Source organism: Gammaproteobacteria bacterium, from assembly GCA_016716465.1.
In the GTDB taxonomy this organism is placed as follows: domain Bacteria; phylum Pseudomonadota; class Gammaproteobacteria; order SZUA-140; family SZUA-140; genus JADJWH01.
Genome location: JADJWH010000001.1, coordinates 1,170,602 through 1,190,394 on the forward strand (window position 1 = coordinate 1,170,602; position 19,793 = coordinate 1,190,394).

Genomic DNA, 19,793 nt, shown 5'->3' on the forward strand with positions numbered 1-19,793 from the left:
GATGATCGATTCCGCCGCCAGGACAGGGAGCAATAAGCGTGCCGGATTTTATTTAACAGGTTTTACAGATAGTTGGATTAGAGACAGGGATGTGACGTCAAACTTACGTCACTTCGTCCGTGCGCTGTAATCCGTATTTGCGCAGCTTCTCCACCAGCGTGGTCCGGCGCAGTCCCAAGCGGTTGGCCGCATGCGCCACGATGCCGTCGGCATCGTCCAGGGCCTGCTTGATCAGATTGCACTCGAGGTTGGTCAGGTGCTGTTTCAGATCGATACCGTCACGCGGCAGACGCGGCACATCGAGATTGCCGACGGTGATCAGGTTCTCCTCGGCGATCACCGCATCCTTCAATTCGCCCGATTCCGGCTGATATCTCTCGGACAGATCGTGCATATCGACGACGCCGTACGGGTACATGATGACGAGCCGCTCGATGACATTGGCGAGTTCACGCACATTGCCCGGCCAGTGGTACTGCGAAAGCGCCATGATCGCGGACTGAGTCAGACGCACCGAGCCCCGCTTCTCATGCTCGAGCCGGGTGATCAACTCCTTGATCAGCAGGGGAATGTCCTCCGACCGATCGCGCAGCGGCGGCATCTCGATCGGGAACACGTTGAGACGATAGTACAGATCCTCGCGGAACTTGCCTTCCGCGATGGCCTTCTCGAGGTTGCGGTGCGTCGCCGCAATGATGCGGACGTCGGACGTGATGGTCTTGTTGCTGCCGACACGCTCGAAGGTCCGCTCCTGCAACACGCGCAGCAGCTTCACCTGCATGTGCATGCTCATGTCGCCGATCTCATCGAGGAACAGCGTGCCGCCCTCGGCCATCTCGAACCGGCCCTGGCGCGCGCTGATCGCCCCGGTGAAGGCGCCCTTTTCGTGCCCGAACAGTTCACTCTCCAGCAGTTCCGCCGGAATGGCGCCGCAGTTGATCGGGACGAACGGCTTGTTGCGTCGCGCCGAGTGATAATGGATGTTGCGCGCGACCACTTCCTTGCCGGTGCCGGATTCGCCCAGGATCAGGACAGTGGCGTCGGAACCGGCGACCTGCTCGATCAGGGTGCGTACCACGCGTATCGGCCGGCTGTTGCCGACGAGGCTGCGAAAGAGTTCGGGCGAATGGTCGCCCTGTCCTTCGCGTTGGCTGGCGCGGAACACCGCCGCCTGCTGCAGGATACCGGTGAGTTCTTTATATTTCGGAGGATATTTGAGCTGACCGAGAAGGAGGGACTGGGTCTCGGGGGGGAGTTTCTTTCTGGCGCCGTTGCCGACCAGAACGATGGGCAAGCCGGCATCCCACTCATGGAGAGACCGGACCGTATTGAGCCAGCCCTCATCCACGGGATCGGTGGCCACGACCACAGCCCCCAGAGTCCCGGCCACGAGCCCGGATTCCTTCCAGTTCCCCGGCTTGGCAAGCTGAATATTGTCGTAATCGATGAAATTCAGAATCGCTTTCAGACACTCGGATCGTTGCTGATCCTCGTCGACGACAAGAACGGATTCCATTCGGCCCACCCCTTCTCCTAAGCTGCGTTGTGCAGGATTGTTATAGTCTTTATCTATATAGGTATAGGGTCCACAAAATGACCTAGAGCCTAACCCTTTTTAATTATGATGTCAAAAACTTGTCGCTCTCCATGGATCTATAATAACCAACTGATAATAATTGACAATATCACGTGCGCCCCTGGTGGCGAGAATGCGCGATCTGTCTCCTGTGGTGACGGAAGATCAGTTTCTCGATCCAGCTTCGCAGGCTGTCGCTCATGTCCCGGTAGATCATCTCGATCTGGAAATCCTCTCCGTCCGGCTCCACCTGCGTCACCTCGCCGTAGAAGGTGATCGGCGTCGGATACAGCCTGTTCAGATAGAGGTCCACGCTGATTGTGCCGCCGACGCGCGGGGCACTGGAAGATCGCCAGCGGATACCGGAACCGCTCATCTTGACTGGCACGGCGGCGGGAATGGACACATGCTCGGCCAGCAGTCGCGCCACCATGTCGAGCAGCAGGTTCAGTTTGAATTCGAGGCGGGACGGTTCATGGGCGCCATGATGGCCATGCTCATCGTCGGAGCCCTCGGCCCGATGTTCATCAAGAACGGAAAAGCCGCGCAGGATGCGCTCGTTGGACTGGCAGGCGCTCAATATCTCGGCGGTCGAGACATCGCTTTTAACATCGCGCCAGCCAAGCGGCAGGACGTCCTCATAGACCAGTCCTGCGCCGAATTGCGAATCATCGCCGTTCTCCATGCAGGCAAAGATACTCGATCCCGTTTCGCCAGACAACACGCGGCACAGCCGGAGCCGATGCTCGGTCGCGGTGGGATATGGGATCGGATGAAGCTCAGCCGGCCGAAGACTGCCGATAACAGGCGGCCGCCCGACGCTGATACGAACTGTCCGACAGCGCCTGCACAAGGCGCTGACTCTGGATTTTGCCGAGCTGGATGATGCGGTCGTTGATGTCACGCAAGGCGCGGATCCCGGCGGCGTCCGCCGCGCCGGGACCGGCGGCATGAAGGGTTTCGAATAACCGCGCGAGCATGGCGCCGCGCCGGGATTCGAGTTCGGGCAGATCGTCCCAGGCGCCCGCCTCGGCCTTCGCCAGCATCTCGCGGGAGAGGTCCAGGACATCGGCCAGCCCGGCGGTGGGTTCCACTGCGTTACCGCCGGATCGGGGCGAGAAACTCGATGAACTCACGGTCATCGGCCGCCGTACGTCTGCCCGGAACTGGCAACCGCCTTCTGCGCGTGATCCCGGATGACTTCCTGTGGAATCGCGTCCCAGCCCTCCTTGATCTGGCGCAACAGACCCGAGACTTCATTCAGACAGGAAACATCATTCTTGAGATTCGCCTCGGTAAGCCGAACCATCATGTAGTTGTAGAGATCCTCGAGGTTCTGCGTGACCTCGCCCCCGACGGACTTGTCCAGACTGACACGCAGCCCGTCGATGATGGAGACCGCCCAACTGATATGAGCCCCCTTCTGTGTCATGTCGCCGCGTTCCATGAAGCCGCGAGCCGCCGCGATCTTGTCCAGCGCCCCATCCATCAGCATCTGAATCAGACGGTGTGGCGAGGCATCGTCGACGGCGCCCTTCAGCCCTGTGTTCCTGTATTGCTTCATCGCCTGATAATTCCTTGAACCGAACTGGTCCATCGATATGATCTCCCCTTATGCCTCTGTTCCCGTGTAGTCGCCGGCATGTGCCGGGATTCCCGCTTCCGAGCCGCTGGCGTTTATTTTGACCTGGTCGAAAGCATCTGCGACAGGTTGTCCAGCTGCTGTGTGAGAAAAGTGCTGGTGCTCTGGAATTGCGCGACCAGTATGTCCATCGCCGTGAACTGCGCCCGGATCCTGTCCTCATAGGCCTGCGACCTGAGATCCACCTGTTCACGCTGTGTCTCGATGTCGCTTATGCTGCGATTGATGCCAGTGGTTACGGAATCGAACAATCCGTCGCTCGCGAGCAGGCCCGAGAGCACGTTTTTCAGCCCCTCGGCGTAGCCACGCGAGAAGGTGACACTGCCACGGCTGCCCGTCACCCCTCCGACCACCATCAGCTCCAGCCCGAGCGCGATCCCCTGACCGGTCAGCTTCTGCCCGTCGCCGACCGCTTCGATCCCGCCAATAGTCCCCGCGACATCCACCCCGTCGGTGGATACCGGCGCCAGACCGAAGAGTCCGTTCCGCGCATTGCCGCCGGTGACCGAGACCTTGGATCCGGAACCATAGGAATCGGAGGTCAGGGTCAGTACACCGCCTGTTTCGGCGACCTTCACCGCGATGCCGCGCCTGGTCAGATCCTCATTGGCGTTCAGTCTCGACTGCAGGTCGGCCGCCAGCGCCGCCGCGGAGGCATAGGTCTTCGCCGACAGGGTAACACTCGTGGAAACGCCGTCGATCACCAGCGTCAGGCCATCGTTAATGCCCGCGCTGATGGTCAGATTCGCCGCCGCCGATCCCGCGAAGTCCCCTTGCGTTGCCAGCCGGGTGACGTTGATGTCGTACTTTCCCGCGCGCGTTACGTCGGAGGACGACTGATACTGGATCAGCGAGTCGGTGGTCGCGCCGTAAGCGGTGAACATGCCGGCGATCGCGTCGAAGTTGTCCTCGATCGCGGCCTCCAGCTTGACATTGTCCAACACCAGGCTGCCGTCGCTGGCATTGCGCGTGATGCCGATATCGGCCAGCTGGCGGTACGGGCCATTCAACCCGGTTACCGTCTGACTGAAGATACGCCTTACCTGCGTATCGATATTGCGCAGCACACCATCACCATTGAGGAGGCCCGCCTCGCCGGTATCGACGTTGTAGCTCGAAAGGTCGTTGATGGTGCTGATCAGGCCATTGTACTTCTCGACGAAGCTGCTGACCGCGCTCGATACACTGTCCTTGTCATAGGCAACGGTCAGCGTGGAAGTACCGGCCTCGAGCAGATTGACTGCCAGGCCGTTGATTACGTTCGTCAGGGTATTGCTTGCGCTCGCGACGGCAATGCCATCGATGGTCAGGCCGGAGACGTTCTGCGCCGCCTGGGTCTGGATCATATTGGTGGCTGCCGAACTGAACGCGAGCAGCGAGAGTCCTGTGCCGTCGGTATTGTTGCCGTCATCGTCCGCGACGGTGATCTCCAGGCTGTTCGCGGCGCCGGTATCCCCCGCCGACAGGGTCAGCCGCTGATAGGTGCCGTCGAAGATGATCGACGCGGTGATGCCCATCTCGGCCCCGTTGATGGCGTCGCGGATCCCCTGCAGGCTCCCGTCCTTGATTTCCACGGTGTAGCTCGGTTGCTCCGCATTCTGCTCGAAGGCGTTGTAGGTGTCAGTCCCGGAATCATAGTCGGTGGTCCCGAACCTGAACGTCAGCGTGCCGGTCCCGACGCTGTCCGTTACTGACGTAAAGCGCGCGCCCGCCTGGTTGACGGGATCGGTAGCCAGTTTGTGCTCGGTGGCGAGTCCGTCGAGACTGACCTGATATCTTCCAGGCGCCGCGAGGGTCCCCGCGCTGGCCGTCATTACCTCGGAATTGCTGGAGTCGGCGCTGCGGCCGCGGTAGGTCGACAGAGAAGTCAGGCCCGACAGCGAGGTCTGCAGGGAGGACAGGGCACCCTTCAGCGTCCCGAAGGCGGACAGTCGCGCCGTCAGCTCCGCTTCCTTGGTATCGAGCCGGGTAGTCTGGGGGGTTTTTTCGGCCTCGACCAGCTGGGAAACCAGCGCGTTGATGTCCAGACCGCTGCCTATGCCAGGTGATGTAATGGATGCCATTCCCGTCTCGTCCGGATCCGCTGTGATGCGGTTAAAGGATGCAAAATAAGGACCAATTCAGCGCTACAGGCCCATACCCGACAACCAGTCCCGCTGTTTCACGAGATAACGCGACATATCCAGAACCTCCTCCGCCGGAATCTCGCGGATAATCTCCCCCGTCTCGAGGTTATAGACCTTGACTACCACGCGATTGATCTTCGCATCGACGCTGAATTCGATATTGCGATGGATGCTCTGGATATAGTCGTTCAATTGACTGACCGCCTCGGTGAGCCTGGAGTCGCCAGCCACGGAGGGGCGGTGTTCGGTTGCGGCCGGCCCGTTCTTGCCGCCGGTGGGAATATCTTGCCGCATGTGGGCGTTCGCCCGGGATGATCGGATCTGACGCATACGAAGTCCTCTGCGCGTTAAACAATGGCCGCGTCCGCTGCGAACAGGAAACAGGACCTCGCGTAGACAAGCTCTCTATATTTTTTCCCGCTGCCCCGGCGCCCGGTGAGACAGGGCATTCAGGTCATGGTCCGGTCTCCAGTGTGACCGGGGATGGCCCGCCCGGAGCGGCTTGCGCCGCCCCGGGCTGCCAGTTTGTTTACCGAACTTACTGCAGGAGCTGGAGCACCATCTGCGGCAGAGAGTTGGCTTGCGACAGGATCGACACACCGGCCTGCTGCAGGATCTGCGCCTTGGTCAGCGCGGCGGTCTCGGCAGCGAAGTCCGTGTCCAGGGTACGCGAGCGCGCGGCGCTCAGGTTTTCCGAGGTGGCGGACAGGTTCGAGATCGTCGACTGGAAGCGGTTCTGGATCGCACCCAGGTTACCGCGGATGGTCGAGATCTGGGCCAGGGCGCCGTCGATGATCGAGATCGCCGAGTTGGCGCCGTCGACATCAGAGATGTCCACCGAAGCCAGCTGCGTCAGCGCCGTGGAGGCGGTTTGCAGACCGGCCGCGGTCAGCTGGGCGTTGGTGCCCGTGAAGGTGAAGTTCTTGTCGGAACTCAGGGTCAGCGTACCGCCCGTCACCACCGCAGTCGTGCCGGCGGCGTCCGTACCGGCGGTTTCCGTGCTCTGCACGATCACGCCCACACCATCGGCCACGCTCTCCGCGTAACCCAGGGTCTCGGCACCGACCTTGTCGTTGGTCAGGGTGACCACACCGGCCGCCGAGCTGGCGGAGGCGGTGGTCGTACCCAGGGCGCGCTGGGCATTGATCGCGCTGGTCAAGGCCGTGGCAATGGCGCTCTCGTCGCCGGCAAGGGCAACGCCGACACCGATGTTGGAACCGCTGTAGGTACCGGCCGAGTTGTAGAACTCGTAGACCAGGCCGTCGACCGTCACCGTGTCGCCCACCGCGATTTCGTTGCCGGTGGTGGTGCCGGTGGCGACGAAGGCGGCGTTGGTGTTGATGGTCAGGGTCTGGGTGTTGTTACCGGTCGGATTGGCTTCGGTGGCCGCATCGAGACCGACGGCATTGAAGATGTCGGTCACGACCTGGGCCGTACCGGCGCCGCCTGCGGAAATGGTGATGTCACGGCCATCCGCGGCGGTCAGCGTGAGCACGCCGGTCGACTGGTTGGCCTCGGCGGACACGCCGGTCTGGTTGGACACCGCGTTGATCGCGGTCACGGCGTTGTTCGCCTGCTGCACCGCGGTCGCGGCCGAGGCGACTGAACCCACGGCAACGCCGTTGATCAGCAGCTCGCCGTTACCCAGGCTGACACCCGCCACCGGCGCGACACCGGTCAGCGTCGTCGACGCCGTCGCGGTCACACCCGTCTGGGTGGTCACGGCGTTGATCGCCGTCGCCTTGGCGGCCGCGCTTCCCGCGGTGACGCCCGCCGATGTGGTGGCGGACGACGCGGCCACCGCGATGCCGTTAATGCTCAGATCGGCGCCGTCGAACGCCGTGGTGCCAACCGCCTGCACTCCGGTCGCCTGATAGGCGCCCAGCAGGTTCGTGGTCGCACCGGAGATGCTCAGGGAGATGGTCTGGTTCGCCTCGGCACCGACCTGGAACTGGGCCGAAGAGAACGAACCGTCAAGGATCTTTTGCCCGTTGAACGAGGTCGTCTGGGCGTTGCGCTGAATTTCGCTCAGCAGCTGCTGGGCTTCGGCGTTGAGAGCGGCGCGGTCGGAAACCGAGTTGGTCGAGTTGGCCGACTGAATCGCCAGTTCGCGGATACGCTGCAGAGAGTTGCCCGCTTCACCGAGGGCGCCTTCAGCCGTCTGCGCGAGCGAGATACCGTCATTCGCGTTGCGGATCGCCTGGTTCAGACCGCGGATCTGCGTCGTAAACCGTTCCGAGATCGCGAGGCCTGCGGCGTCGTCCTTGGCGCTGTTGATGCGCAGACCGGAAGACAGACGTTGCAGCGAGGTAGCCAACTCGCCCTGGGTCTTGTTCAGGTTGCGCTGTGCGTTGAGTGAAGCAACGTTGGTATTAATAATTTGCGGCATTTTCTTTTCTCCTAGATTCCTGGCAGACCCATGCTACCCGGAAGATGTTGTCTACAGCGGATATACTCCCCATGCGATTGGCAGTATTTACCGCTCCCGACGATGCTATCGGCGCTGCCGAATCTTTCTTTAAGAAACCGAACCCAGGCCACACTGGCGCAGTGAAAAATCGTGACCCAGGCCCGGGCAATTGAAATTTTTATTTGGAAACAATTAGATAAAAACAGGTGATGACGGGGCCAGGAAGATGAAACCGAAACGGGAGAGATCGGGAAGCGATACCGATGGCAAGCAATGCCCTTTCCGGGCGGCCTCTCCCGCCGTCAGACGACACGCCCCTCGCTCGGATCGGGGAGCAGCTCTATTAATAGGAGCAAGAAGCAGTGTTACGGGGGCGCAAGGCTCATTGCGGGTGACGGTAGCCCAGCAGATCCAGCGCAGCCTGGTAGTCCGCATTGCCCGCGAAGCGCGCGAGTTCGGCGTCTTCCAGCCGGCGCCGTGATATGGGCCGGATCTCCCGCCTGTCGGATGCCGCCCCGGTGTCGCCGGTGATCTTGTCGTAATCGGGCCAGGCCTGAACGAAGCGGCCGTCATACGGCAGCTCGAGCAAATCAGACAATTGCTCAATTACGGCCTCGGGGCTGGCGACAAAGTCCTCGTAGCGCACAAAGCCGATCGTCACGCACTGTTCCGCATAGCGCAGATAACCGCGCAGGAAGTCCTGCAGCGTCAGCTTGCCGCGCACCAGCGACAGGCGCGAGAGACTGAGCCATTGATCGATCGGATGGCGCGTCAGCGCGGCACGCCGGAGCCGGAACAGCCCGCTGAATCCGAGCACGTTCGCGGTGGTGAATTCGTACGTGGGTTCGGGCAGGAAGGGCACGGCATGAAAATCGAGATGCGCCCAGTCGCGCACGACCAGATGCCGGCCGAGCTCATGACAGCGCTGCTCGATCAGATCGACCTCACGGACGAAGTTCATCCTGCCGCCCCGTTGCATCTCGCGCAGCTGTTCCGGGTCGAACAAATGAAACCACTCCTGTGCCTGCGTCATGGGGTGGAACCGCGCACTGCCCTTGGGATGAATCTCGCTCAGCAGGATGACGTCCTGCATGCAACCCAGGCAGCGCGCCATCAAGGTGCCGCCGGAACGGGCGAGATTGTGCAGGACGCGAACCGGCCGCTGATCCGGCGCGCGTTCCCGCGCCGGCGCCTCGATAATCACGACTTCTTGATGAGTTCCCGCGCGAGCGCGCAGCGCAGCCCGCCGGCCGCTGACATAGTCATTGCGGAACCCGAGCCCTTCGATCAGTTCGAGCACCTCCGGTGCATCACCGTCTTCGTATTCCGCGCGACCGGCAAGCAGGCGGTCGTGCATTTCCAGCAACCCCGCCAGCACCCAGCGCCCGGGGTCACCGGCAGGATCGATGCGTTCGTAGCCGGCGAGCGCGGGCAGAAACGGCTCCGACAGATCCAGGGTATCTCCGGCCATCACACGCTCGATCAACCCCTGCAATACGGGCAAGGCCGCCTCGGTTTCACCGAGTTCGAACGCGATGCGCAGAAAGGTCTGGCCGGCACAGATCCGGGGCCGCGCGCCCAGTCCCGAACTCATCAGGCTGTACGCCTGATTCAGCTTCATGCGCCGGCCGGCGATATCGTCCTCCTGCGCCTCGACGTAGAGATCCATCGCCTGCTGATGGCACAACCAGGGCCCGGTATCCGCCTGCGCCTCCATATACCCCAGCCATGACGGCAGCAAGCCCTGGATGTACGGCTTGTCGTGCACGAAATCGACCCAGATCCCCGCCCGGGCGGGCGCTATTTCCCGTGGCAGCCCCCCGGTTTTTTCGTTCCACAGGGTGCGATAGAGTTCCTCGAGCTGGCGCGTGAATCGTTCCGGGTCGCACAGGATCGAGCCCCGCACTGCCCCGGGATCCGCGCCCGCAGGGCCGACAAGGCCGCCGAATCCCGCGCCAGCCCCACCGCGATCTCCGCGTACTCCGCCTCCGTCCACGCAATCGTCTCCTCCACCCCGATGTTCTTCAGGATCGAGCAGCTCACCCGCTGCGCGTGCACCTTCCCCGTCAGCGTCACCACCGGCACCCCCCATCCACAGCGCCTCGCAGGTCGTCGTCGTCCCGTTATAGGGGAAGGTATCCAGGGCAATGTCCACCTCGTTATAACAGTCCAGGTGCGAATCCCGCGTCGCCGTGAAGCCCCGCAGTTCCACCCGCTCGCGCCCGATCCCTTCCGCCGCGAAGGCCTCGTACAGGTTCTCCTGCACGCAGGACTCCCCCGCCAGGCTCGCCTTGATCAGCAGCCGCGACCCCGGCACCCGCTGCAGGATCCCGCTCCACAGCCGCACCGCCTCCGGCGTCAGCTTGCGCGTGTGGTTGAACGAACCGAAGGTCACATGACCCCGGCTCACCGCCGGCGGTGCCGCCGGCCGCGGGCGCTCCGCGAACGACCCGAAGCACAGGAAACTCTCCGGCAGCGCTTTCAGCCGCTCCGTGTATTGTGTGCCCCCCTCCGCCTCCGCGTACCGGTCCGTGATCCGGTAGTCCGTCTCCGTCAGACCCGTCGTGTTCGGATAGCCCAGATACGTCACCTGCACCGGCGCCGGTCGGTGCCGTAATACCGGCATGCCGGTTTCGGCGGTATGGCCGGCCAGGTCGACCAGGATATGAATGCCGTCTTCGTGGATGCGGCGCGCGATCGCCTCGTCGGTCAGGGCGCTCACATCGACGAAGTGCTGCGCCCGCTCCGCGATGGCCCGCGACTGCTCATCCAGCGTCGCCGACTTGGCATAGCAGAAGACCTCCACCCGCTCCGGGTCATGCGCGGCGATGACGGGGCCGATGAACAGTGACACCGCATGGGAACGGAAATCCGGCGACAGATAGCCGACGCGCAGCCGCCGGTCGTCGCGCAAAGCCGCCGGGTACCCGGTATAGGCCTGAATCTGTTGATGCGGGTCTCCACCCCAACGGCGATGCAGCTCGAACAGCTGCCGCGGGTCGATGTCGGACCGGGTGTTCAGATCGAGCAATACGCTGCTCAGATAGGCCTTGCGGGTCGTAGCGGCCACAGCGAGCGCCAGCACGTCTGTCTGTACGCGCCGGATTGTCTGCCAGGCGCAGCTCTCGTAGAAGACCGTCGCCACCGGCAACAGGGCGTCGACCGGAGTTCCCATCCGCCCCACGAACTCATGGGCCAGACGAAAGGCCTCTTCATAGTTCCCGATTTTCTTCAGCACGCTGATCAGGGCCGCGCAGGGCTCCGCATGATACTCGATCTCCAGCGCGCGCCGGTGACTGCGCGCCGCCGCCTCGTAATCGCCCTGCGCCGAATGGACGCTGCCCAGGTTGAAATGCGCGACCCAGTAGTCGGGACGAACGGCGATCGAGTCCTCCAGCAGGCGCCGTGCCTCGTCATGACGGCGCCGGGTGTGATAGAGCCTGCCGAGATTGTTGAGCGCGACGTGATGGCGCGGTGCCATGGCCAGCAGCGCGAGATACTGCGCTTCGGCCTCGGCCGGCTGCCCGTGCTCGCTGTACGCTACGCCCAGATTCAGACGGGCGTCGAGGAAGTCCGGCGCCCGCGCGACGACCGAGTCCAGCGCCGAGATCGCCGCCTCGTGTTCGCCGAGTTCGTGGCAGGCCGTGCCGGAGATGAACAGGGCATTGACATCGTCCGGCCGGGAGGACAGCACACGCTCCGCCAGCGCGCGCGCCTCGGCGGGATGCCCTTCGATCAGGAGCCTGCGGGCCTGCGCGAGCGCCCCATCATCCCGTCGCCCGTCGACAGGCACGGGACCGGCGGGTTCCTCGCTGCTTCCCGTCACTGCTCCCCCGGTTTTTTCGTTCCACAGGGTGCGATAGAGTTCTTCGAGCTGGCGCGTGAATCGTTCCGGGTCGCACAGGATTGAGCCCCGCACCGCCCCCGGGATCCGCGCCCGCAGGGCCGACAAGGCCGCCGAATCCCGCGCCAGCCCCACCGCGATCTCCGCATACTCCGCCTCCGTCCACGCAATCGTCTCCTCCACCCCGATGTTCTTCAGGATCGAGTAGCTCACCCGCTGCGCGTGCACCTTCCCCGTCAGCGTCACCACCGGCACCCCCATCCACAGCGCCTCGCAGGTCGTCGTCGTCCCGTTATAGGGGAAAGTATCCAGCGCGATGTCCACCTCGTTGTAACAGTCCAGGTGCGAGTCCCGCGTCGCCGTGAATCCACGCAGTTCCACCCGCTCCCGCCCGATCCCTTCTGCCGCGAAGGCCTCGTACAGGTTCTCCTGCACGCAGGACTCCCCCGCCAGGCTCGCCTTGATCAGCAGCCGCGAGCCCGGCACCCGCTGCAGGATCCCGCTCCACAGCCGCACCGCTTCCGGCGTCAGCTTGCGCGTGTGGTTGAACGAACCGAAGGTCACATGACCCCTGCTCACCGCCGGCGGTACCGCCGGCCGCGGACGCTCCGCGAACGACCCGAAGCACAGGAAGCTCTCCGGCAGCGCCTTCAGCCGCTCCGTGTATTGTGTGCCCCCCTCCGCCTCCGCGTACCGGTCCGTGATCCGGTAGTCCGTCTCCGTCAGACCCGTCGTGTTCGGATAGCCCAGATACGTCACCTGCACCGGCGCCGGTCGGTGCCGTAATACCGCGACGCGGGTGTTGAGCGTGTGTCCGCCCAGGTCCACCAGCAGGTGGACGCCATCCGCGCGTATCCGCTGTGCCAGCGCCGCATCGTCCAGTCCGGAGACATCGCTGAAGGCGTCGACCCGGCGCGCCATCTCGCGCGTCAGATCGTCCTTCTGGCCGGAGGTCGCGTAGCACAGGATCTCGAAACGGTCGCGGTCGTGGGCCGCGAGCACATGACGCATGAACAGGCCGACTGAGTGGCCGCTGAAATCACCTGACAGATAGGCGACACGCAACCGGCCTGCGCAGACGGCATCCATGACGGGCGCGGCGGCAACCGGCTCCGTGGCGTCGCTGCGGCGCGCCCAGTTGCGGTGGATCTCCAGTTGCACGGCGGGCTCGATGCCGGGCCAGGCGTTGATGGGGAGCAGGAGATCCTGCAACACCCCCGGCTTGCTGTCATTCGAGCACGCGTAATCGAGCATGCGATCGCGAATGCGCTCGACCAGCGGCCAGGCGCACAGATTCACGGCGCTCGGAAAGATGCAGGCGAGGAGTTCGGGGGCGTCGAAACACGCCGCCGCTTCCTGCATGAAGACGTGGGTCCGGCCGGCGTCGTGGCGTTTGAGCAGATGCAGCAGATTGATACAGGCATCGGGCGATGGCTGCAGCGCGAGCGCCCGGCGGTAGGCCGCCTCGGCCTCGTCGATTTTCCCAAGCTTGCCGGAGACGAACCCCAGATTATTGTGGGCGGGATGATAGTCGGGCCGGCAGGCGATGGCGCGCAGATAGGCCTCGCGCGCCTCGGCATAGCGCCCCAGAGTGCGGTTCGCATTGCCGAGGTTGTACCAGGCGATGAAGTGATCGGGCCGCTGCGCGAGCGCCCGGCGCAGATGTCCGATCGCCTCTTCCGCCTGACCCGCGTCGCTGAGCGCGACGCCGAGATTGACGCGCGCATTGACATCGGCGGGCGATTTCTCGACCACTTTCCTGAACAGTCCGGCCGCCCCGGCGAAGTCCCCTTTCCTGTACTGGATGCAGCCCTCGAGAAATTGCAGCTCCGCGTTGCCGCGCGCCCGTCCGCGTAACCGCCCCGTGATCTCCTCCGCGGCCTGGATCTCGCCGCGTTCGACATATCGTCTCGCCTGTTCGATGGATTGTGCCAAGCCCACGGTGTCACCCCATTTCTCGTCGCCGCCGGTTCATCCGGTCAAAAGATGCAATAGACGAGCCAACGCATGCGCGGGGGAAGACTGCCCCTTGCCGGCGAGTGGCTCGCGCGGGGGCGGGAATGCGGTATCAGAGATAATTGAAGAGCGACAGGCCCTGGACCTGGATGAATACCTTTTGCGCCGCCTGCAGACCGACCGTCTGCTGGGTCAGCTGGGTGATCGCGCTCGTGTAATCCAGATCCTCGATACTGGAGCGGGCGGCCTCGATCTGCAGCGAAGACGCCTCGTTCATGTTCTCCTGGGTATCGATGCGGTTGAGGCGGGCGCCGACCTGTGCGCGGACGGAGCGGATATTCTCCATGCCCTGGTCGATATCCGACAGGAACTGGCTGACGGAGTTTCCGAGTACTCCACTGGCGTTCACCCCGGAAATATCGCCTTCGAGCATACTGGCCAGATCGTCGATCGCGGAGAACAGGTCCTGATGCCCGCTGGGCGACACCGTGAATACGTCCCCGGTCCGGGGCGTCCCCGACAGCGAGGTCTGGATGCCGTTGAAGGCGATGACCTGTACGCCGCTGGAATAGGCTCCGCTGGCCTCCAGGTTGCCGCGGCTGTCCTCGACGATGAAATAGTTTGCCGCCGCCGGATCGAAACTCAGCTCGGCGCTCGTGGCAGTGGCGCCGGTCAGTACCGACCCGAAGTATCCGGTGACCGCATCGGCATCGCCGTCGCTGGCCCCGCTCATCGACTCGGTGACCACGATGGGGGTGTCGGACGGCGCGGTGCTGACCAGGTAGAGCGTTCCGTCGGCGACCACCGCGCGGGCGCCGCTGGCAGCGCTGTCGTCATTGATCTGTTGCGCCAATTCGTCGAGCGTGGCCGCGGGAGTCCCGCCCTCGGAGACCGAATACACGTCGACGCCGTTGATATTCAGGGTGTAGGTCAGTGCGTCGTTCGTGCCGACGGTGTCGGTGAACGACAGTGTCCCCGTCGCCGTGGTGGCATGCGGGAAGGAGATGGTATAGACGTCGCCGTCATAGGCCGATGGATCGGTCACGCTGCCCGAAGCGATCACGCCGTCGCCCCGGTTGGCGAGATCGCTGCCGGTGCTGAACGTGCCGTTGCCGGTCCGTATCCGCATGAATACATCATCGCCCGAATCCCCGGTCGCGACCTGCTGGGTCGAGCCGATCTGGAGAAAGCGCTGCCCGCTGTCACCGCTGTAGAGATAATTTCCGCCGGCATTGCGGGAAAACGGCAGGACGCGGCCCTGGTATCCGGCGAAGATGTATTCGCCGTTCGCGTCCGTGGCATTGGCCACGGTCATGATCTCGTCGAGATTCTGCCGTACCTCGACCGCGATGTAGCGGCGGTCCTCCGCCGACAGGGCGGAGTTGTTGGATTGCAGTGCGAGCTCGCGGATGCGATCGAGAATATTGCCGACCGAACCCAGCGCGGATTCCTCCCGCTGCAGACGCTGGCGCGCGCTGGTGATGTTTTCCTGGTACTGCGCGACGGTATCCAGCGTCTGGCGATAGCCGATCAGCGCCGAGGCTCCGGTGGGGTCGTCGGAGGGGTGCAATATCCGCTTGCCCGTCGACAACTGTTCCTGCGTGCGCGCCACCTTGGTCTGCTGATCGAGGATCGAGTTCATCGCGATCAGATTGATCTGATTGGTCGAGACGCGCATCGTTACCTCCGGACCGAGTCGATCAGAACCTGGAACATATTGTTGGCGGCGGCGATGACCTGCGCCGCCGCCGCATAGGCCTGCTGGAAACGCAGAACATTGGCCGCCTCTTCGTCGAGATTGACCCCGGACAGGGACTCGCGCGCCTCTACCGCCTGGGCCAGCATGCTGGCCTGCGCCTGGCCGGTGACATCGGCCTGGTGAGTCTTGATGCCGACATCCGCCACCAGCCCTCCATAGAGATCCTGGTACGACGCGGTTCCGCCGTTCAGCAGGCGGGCATCCTGCAGCGCGGCGAGCGCAAGCGCGTTCCGGTTGTCGCTCATGCCGTTCGTGTTCGGCCCGATCGTAAAGATATCACCGCTGTTCGGATCCCCGCTCAGCACGACCTCGATACCGCTGAACTGGATCGCGGCGCCGTCGTCGTATGCGCCCGTCGCCACGGCCGCATCGGCGCTGTTCAGCACGACGTAGCTGTCCGCGGCGCCACCGTAAGTGAAGCTGCTGGAGGGGTTGGAGGCGCCCTGCAGGGTCGTGCCGCTGAAATATCCGACCGCGGTATCCGCATCCTCCGCCGTCCCGCTCAGTGTATTGAGCGATTCGGTCACCGTGATCGGCATCGCGGACGGCGGCACATTGGCCAGATAGAGCGAGGTGCCGCCGGCGTCGACATAGGCCATGACCCCGGTGGAGGAAACGTCATCGTTGATCGCCGCCGCCAGCGCGTCGAGATCGGACAGCGCCGCATCCGCGCTGCCCTGGCTGTAGACGAGGACCCCGTTGATGCTCAGTTCGTATTGCACGCTGTTGTTGCCGCCGCTTTCCGTCACCTGGCCGCGCGTCGTCCCGCCATCGGCCACGGCAGCGGTAACGTCCGCCGCCAGGATGCGGTAATCATCGCTGACGAAGCTCGCCAGATCCGTCATCGCACCGGCATCGATCTCGCCGTCGCCGGTGTTGGCGAGCGACGCAGAGGTCCGGATCGGACTCGCCGCGGCGATCTGGTTCGGGTTTGAGATGGCGACATCGAAATAACGTGCGCCGTTCGCGGTGGGACGAATCAGGAAACTGTCACCGCTCGCGATGGTTCCGGAATCGAGCGACAGCGTGAGCCCATCGATGGTGACGGAAGCCGCCGGGAATCCGCTCAGCGAAGTGGTCCGGCCGTCGCTGAGCCGGACCAGGGTGTAACTGCTCCCGGTGCGCTCCAGGCGATAGTCGCTGGCGGTCAACGCGCTGGTATCGCTGATGGTCACGCCGACCTGCGCGACGGGCTGCCCGGTATTCTTCGCGTTGGGCAATACCTGTGCGGTCGAGATCGTCGTGTCGGTATCGATCGGCACGAAGAAATCTCCTCCGGCCGCGCCGTTGAGATCGATGCCCATGGCGTGCTGGGCATTGAAGGTGGCCGTCACCGAGATGGCGAGCTGTCCCAGTTTGTTCAACGTCGGATCCAGCACCTGGGACCGGAACTGCAGTATGCCGCCGATCTCGCCGCCGCTCAGCTGGCTGGAGACGATCACCGGGCCGGAGGTCGTCACGAAGGCGACCTCCTTGCGTTCCGGGTCATACGCATTGGCGGTGATCGTCATGCCGCTGGCGTTTGAGCCGGTGACCAGGGCCTGGCCGTTGCCGATGTACACATTGACGGTGCCGTCGTTCTGGGCCACGGTGCTCACCGCGACCTGCTCGGACAGCTGCCGGATGAGTTCGTCACGATGATCCAGCAGATCGTTGGCGCCACCGCTGCCGGAAACGCCAAGATTCAAGATCTGTTGGTTGATGCCCGCGATCGAGCTGGCGAGGCTGTTGATTTCGTCGACCGCGGCCGTCAGGGCATTGTTCACGTTGCCATCGAGGCTCGAGACCTGCAGATAGAAATTCTGGAAGCGGCTGGTCAGGCTCTCGGCTTCGCTGAGCATCACCTGGCGCGACTCCAGCGAGGAAGGATCGTTGGCGACGGTCTGGATTGAATCGAAGAATCCCTGCAACGCGGACATCACGCCCGCATCTGAATCCGACAGCATGGTATCGATCTGGCTCGCCAGGGCGTAAAACTTGTCCGCCTGGGTGCTGCCCGAGGTGACCGTGCGGATCTGCAGCGTGTTGAACTCGTCGTAGACCCGCTCGATGCTGCTGATGGTCACTCCGGTACCGACGAAGAAATCCCCGAGCCGGTCCGGTGTCTGCGTCGCCAGCGTGACACGTTGGCGGCTGTAGCCTTCCGTGTTCACGTTGGAAATATTGTTCGACGCCACCGCCAGCGCGCGCTGCGCCGCCAGCAGACCGGAAAGCCCGTTACCCAACACGCCGCTGGCCATCGTCTATGCTCCAGACATCATGAGTACATGTTCGCAGGATGGAAGCTGAGCCGGGTCATCAGAGGGTAATCTCGTCAGAATCTGTTAACGGCATCACACTCGCATCCTTGAATGCCCCCGCTCCCAGAAGGGAATCGGAACCAAATGCTATGCGACTGATCTTGCTGGCATATTCAGGGTCCGTCGCATACCCGGCCTGCTGCAGTCGCTGCAGGTAGGCGGCCCCGTCCACCCCCTCCGCCAGGGCCGCGCCGTAGCGCGGACTCGTGCGCAGGAACGCGGCGTAATCGGCGAAGCTGTCGGCGTAGGAATCATAGGCGCGGAAGGCCTCGCGCCGTTTCACGGCGATGCCGTCCTCGTATTCGAGCGTCTCGGCGACTACCCGGTCGCCGGACCAGCGCGCATCGGCCTTGATGCCGAACAGATTGTGGCTGCTGCCGCCGTCCGCGGCGCGCATGACATGCCTGCCCCAGCCGGTTTCGAGCGCGGCCTGCGCCAGCAGCACGCGCGGGGACACCCCGAGTTCGCGCGCGGCGTCTTCGGCGTGCGGAGCCAGTACCCGGATGAAATCCTCCGGCGTCTCGATGGCCGGCTCCGCGCTTGATGCCTTCTGCTCCGGGACCGCCGCGGTCACCGCGCCCGGCGCCGTCGATGGTGATACAAACCGCGGGGCCGCTGCCGCGTGTACAGGTTCCGAAGGCGTGGCGCTGGCGCTCGCGTCGGGCGCATCCGATCCTCCGCCGGGCGCCCGTGTCAACTGCCTGACCAGCAGGTCGGCGAGCCCGAGCGCGCCTTTTTCCGACAGATTCACCGAGAGCTGCTGGTCGAACATGTCGCGGTAGAGCTTCTCCTGGTCACTGCCGAACAATTCATCGCCGACGCCGGTGTTGCGCATGTTCTTCAGCATCATCTGGATGAACAGCGCCTCGAACTGCTGCGCGACCTTGCGCACCGTTTCCGGCGACGGGGTTTGCGCATCCCGGCGCAGGCGCGCCATCCCGTTCTGGTCATTGAAAACGGCCGCGGTGGATGCCGAACCGGAGTTCGCCTCGATCATGACACTCGCATCCGCCCGCCCGCGCGCATCCCGTCCGTCAGATCACGATCAGTTCGGCGCGCAGCGCGCCAGCCTCGCGCAGCGCCTCCAGAATGGCTACCAGGTCGCCCGGCGCGGCGCCCACCTGGTTCACCGCGGTGACGATGTCGTCGAGCGAGATGCCCGGATCGAATTTGAACATATGGCTCGCGGTCTGCTCGACGGAGATGTCACTGGTCGGCACCACCACCGTGGAGCCGCCCGACAGCGGATTGGGCTGGCTGACCTCGGCGCGTTCACTGATGGTCACGGTCAGGCTGCCGTGCGAAACGGCGGCGGCGGTCACCCGCACGTTGCTGCCGATCACCACGGTGCCGGTGCGCGAATTGACGATGACGCGCGCCGAGGCGGTGCCCGGCTCCAGCGTGAGGTTCTCCAGCACGGACAGGAAGGCGACGCGCTGGCCCTGCGCGCGCGGCGCATTGACCTGCACCGAGGAACCGTCGACCGGCAGCGCCGTTCCCTCGCCGATCGCGGTATTGATCGCGTCCGCCACCCGCTTGGCAGTGGTGAAATCGGACTGGTTGAGATTGAAGACAAAGTAGTCCTCGCCGCCGAAGCTGGTCGGCGCCGGGCGCTCCACCGTCGCGCCGCTGGGAATGCGTCCGACACTCGGCACGTTGATGCTGACGCGCGAACCATCGCTGCCCTCGACGCCGAAACCGCCCACCACCAGATTGCCCTGCGCCATCGCGTAGATCTGGCCATCGGCACCCTTGAGCGGCGACATCAGCAGGCTGCCGCCGCGCAGGCTCTTGGCGTTGCCGAGCGAGGAGACCGTGACGTCGATGGTCTGTCCCGGCTTGGCGAACGGCGGCAGGTCCGCGTGGACGGTGACCGCGGCCACGTTCTTGAGCTGCGGATTTACGTCCGGCGGCAGCGTGATACCGTACTGATTGAGCATGTTCTTCAGGCTCTGCACGGTGAACGGCGTCTGGCTGGTCTGGTCGCCCGTGCCGTCGAGGCCGACCACCAGGCCGTACCCGACCAGCTGGTTGGCGCGCACCCCCGCCACCGTGGCGATGTCCTTGATGCGTTCGGCCGCCGCCGGCGCCGCGGCGAGCAACAGAACGGCGGCGAGCTGTGCCGCCAGCGCCCAGCGTGGATATCCAGTACGACGTGCTTGCATGCGATTCATCCCGTC

General features: G+C 63.9%; 12 protein-coding genes. All 12 read right to left on the bottom strand.

The window, feature by feature from the left end:
• Positions 1–103 precede the first annotated feature (103 nt).
• The gene (locus IPM20_05600) at positions 104–1,516 is read right to left on the bottom strand and encodes a sigma-54-dependent Fis family transcriptional regulator (GenBank protein MBK9131100.1); all 1,413 of its coding nucleotides are present in this window, start codon (positions 1,514–1,516) and stop codon (positions 104–106) included.
• 169 nt (positions 1,517–1,685) lie between these two features.
• Positions 1,686–2,261 (bottom strand): PilZ domain-containing protein, encoded by a 576-nt coding sequence (locus IPM20_05605; GenBank protein ID MBK9131101.1) that lies wholly within the window; start codon positions 2,259–2,261, stop codon positions 1,686–1,688.
• 94 nt (positions 2,262–2,355) lie between these two features.
• Positions 2,356–2,670 (bottom strand): flagellar protein FliT, encoded by a 315-nt coding sequence (locus tag IPM20_05610; GenBank protein ID MBK9131102.1) that lies wholly within the window; start codon positions 2,668–2,670, stop codon positions 2,356–2,358.
• 44 nt (positions 2,671–2,714) lie between these two features.
• Positions 2,715–3,173, bottom strand: coding sequence for a flagellar export chaperone FliS (gene fliS / locus IPM20_05615; GenBank protein MBK9131103.1), 459 nt, complete (start codon positions 3,171–3,173; stop codon positions 2,715–2,717).
• 80 nt (positions 3,174–3,253) lie between these two features.
• On the bottom strand, positions 3,254–5,281 hold the full coding sequence (gene fliD / locus IPM20_05620) for a flagellar filament capping protein FliD (GenBank protein MBK9131104.1): 2,028 nt from the start codon (positions 5,279–5,281) through the stop codon (positions 3,254–3,256).
• 63 nt (positions 5,282–5,344) lie between these two features.
• Positions 5,345–5,638: a flagellar protein FlaG gene (locus IPM20_05625; GenBank protein MBK9131105.1), complete on the bottom strand. Its 294-nt coding sequence runs from the start codon at positions 5,636–5,638 to the stop codon at positions 5,345–5,347.
• Positions 5,639–5,882: 244 nt separating this feature from the next.
• Positions 5,883–7,733, bottom strand: a complete 1,851-nt coding sequence (locus IPM20_05630) for a hypothetical protein (GenBank protein MBK9131106.1) — start codon at positions 7,731–7,733, stop codon at positions 5,883–5,885.
• 403 nt (positions 7,734–8,136) lie between these two features.
• Positions 8,137–13,539: a tetratricopeptide repeat protein gene (locus IPM20_05635; GenBank protein MBK9131107.1), complete on the bottom strand. Its 5,403-nt coding sequence runs from the start codon at positions 13,537–13,539 to the stop codon at positions 8,137–8,139.
• A gap of 127 nt (positions 13,540–13,666) precedes the next feature.
• The gene (flgL, locus tag IPM20_05640) at positions 13,667–15,232 is read right to left on the bottom strand and encodes a flagellar hook-associated protein FlgL (protein ID MBK9131108.1); all 1,566 of its coding nucleotides are present in this window, start codon (positions 15,230–15,232) and stop codon (positions 13,667–13,669) included.
• 2 nt (positions 15,233–15,234) lie between these two features.
• Entirely contained in the window at positions 15,235–17,553 is a 2,319-nt protein-coding gene (gene flgK, locus IPM20_05645) for a flagellar hook-associated protein FlgK (GenBank protein ID MBK9131109.1), read from the bottom strand.
• A gap of 58 nt (positions 17,554–17,611) precedes the next feature.
• Positions 17,612–18,610 carry a flagellar assembly peptidoglycan hydrolase FlgJ gene (flgJ, locus tag IPM20_05650; GenBank protein MBK9131110.1) on the bottom strand — a complete coding sequence of 333 codons (999 nt, stop codon included), beginning with the start codon at positions 18,608–18,610 and terminating at the stop codon, positions 17,612–17,614.
• 37 nt (positions 18,611–18,647) lie between these two features.
• Positions 18,648–19,787, bottom strand: coding sequence for a flagellar basal body P-ring protein FlgI (locus tag IPM20_05655; protein ID MBK9131111.1), 1,140 nt, complete (start codon positions 19,785–19,787; stop codon positions 18,648–18,650).
• Between the last annotated feature and the right edge of the window lie 6 nt (positions 19,788–19,793).

What these genes read in the sequence shown, in the direction of transcription:
- IPM20_05600 (MBK9131100.1), bottom strand. Translation starts at nt 1,516, where the DNA reads ATGGAATCCGTTCTTGTCGTCGACGAGGATCAGCAACGATCCGAGTGT.
- IPM20_05605 (MBK9131101.1), bottom strand. Translation starts at nt 2,261, where the DNA reads ATGGAGAACGGCGATGATTCGCAATTCGGCGCAGGACTGGTCTATGAG.
- fliS (MBK9131103.1), bottom strand. Translation starts at nt 3,173, where the DNA reads ATGGACCAGTTCGGTTCAAGGAATTATCAGGCGATGAAGCAATACAGG.
- fliD (MBK9131104.1), bottom strand. Translation starts at nt 5,281, where the DNA reads ATGGCATCCATTACATCACCTGGCATAGGCAGCGGTCTGGACATCAAC.
- IPM20_05625 (MBK9131105.1), bottom strand. Translation starts at nt 5,638, where the DNA reads ATGCGGCAAGATATTCCCACCGGCGGCAAGAACGGGCCGGCCGCAACC.
- IPM20_05630 (MBK9131106.1), bottom strand. Translation starts at nt 7,733, where the DNA reads ATGCCGCAAATTATTAATACCAACGTTGCTTCACTCAACGCACAGCGC.
- flgL (MBK9131108.1), bottom strand. Translation starts at nt 15,232, where the DNA reads ATGCGCGTCTCGACCAATCAGATCAATCTGATCGCGATGAACTCGATC.
- flgK (MBK9131109.1), bottom strand. Translation starts at nt 17,553, where the DNA reads ATGGCCAGCGGCGTGTTGGGTAACGGGCTTTCCGGTCTGCTGGCGGCG.
- flgJ (MBK9131110.1), bottom strand. Translation starts at nt 18,610, where the DNA reads ATGATCGAGGCGAACTCCGGTTCGGCATCCACCGCGGCCGTTTTCAAT.
- IPM20_05655 (MBK9131111.1), bottom strand. Translation starts at nt 19,787, where the DNA reads ATGAATCGCATGCAAGCACGTCGTACTGGATATCCACGCTGGGCGCTG.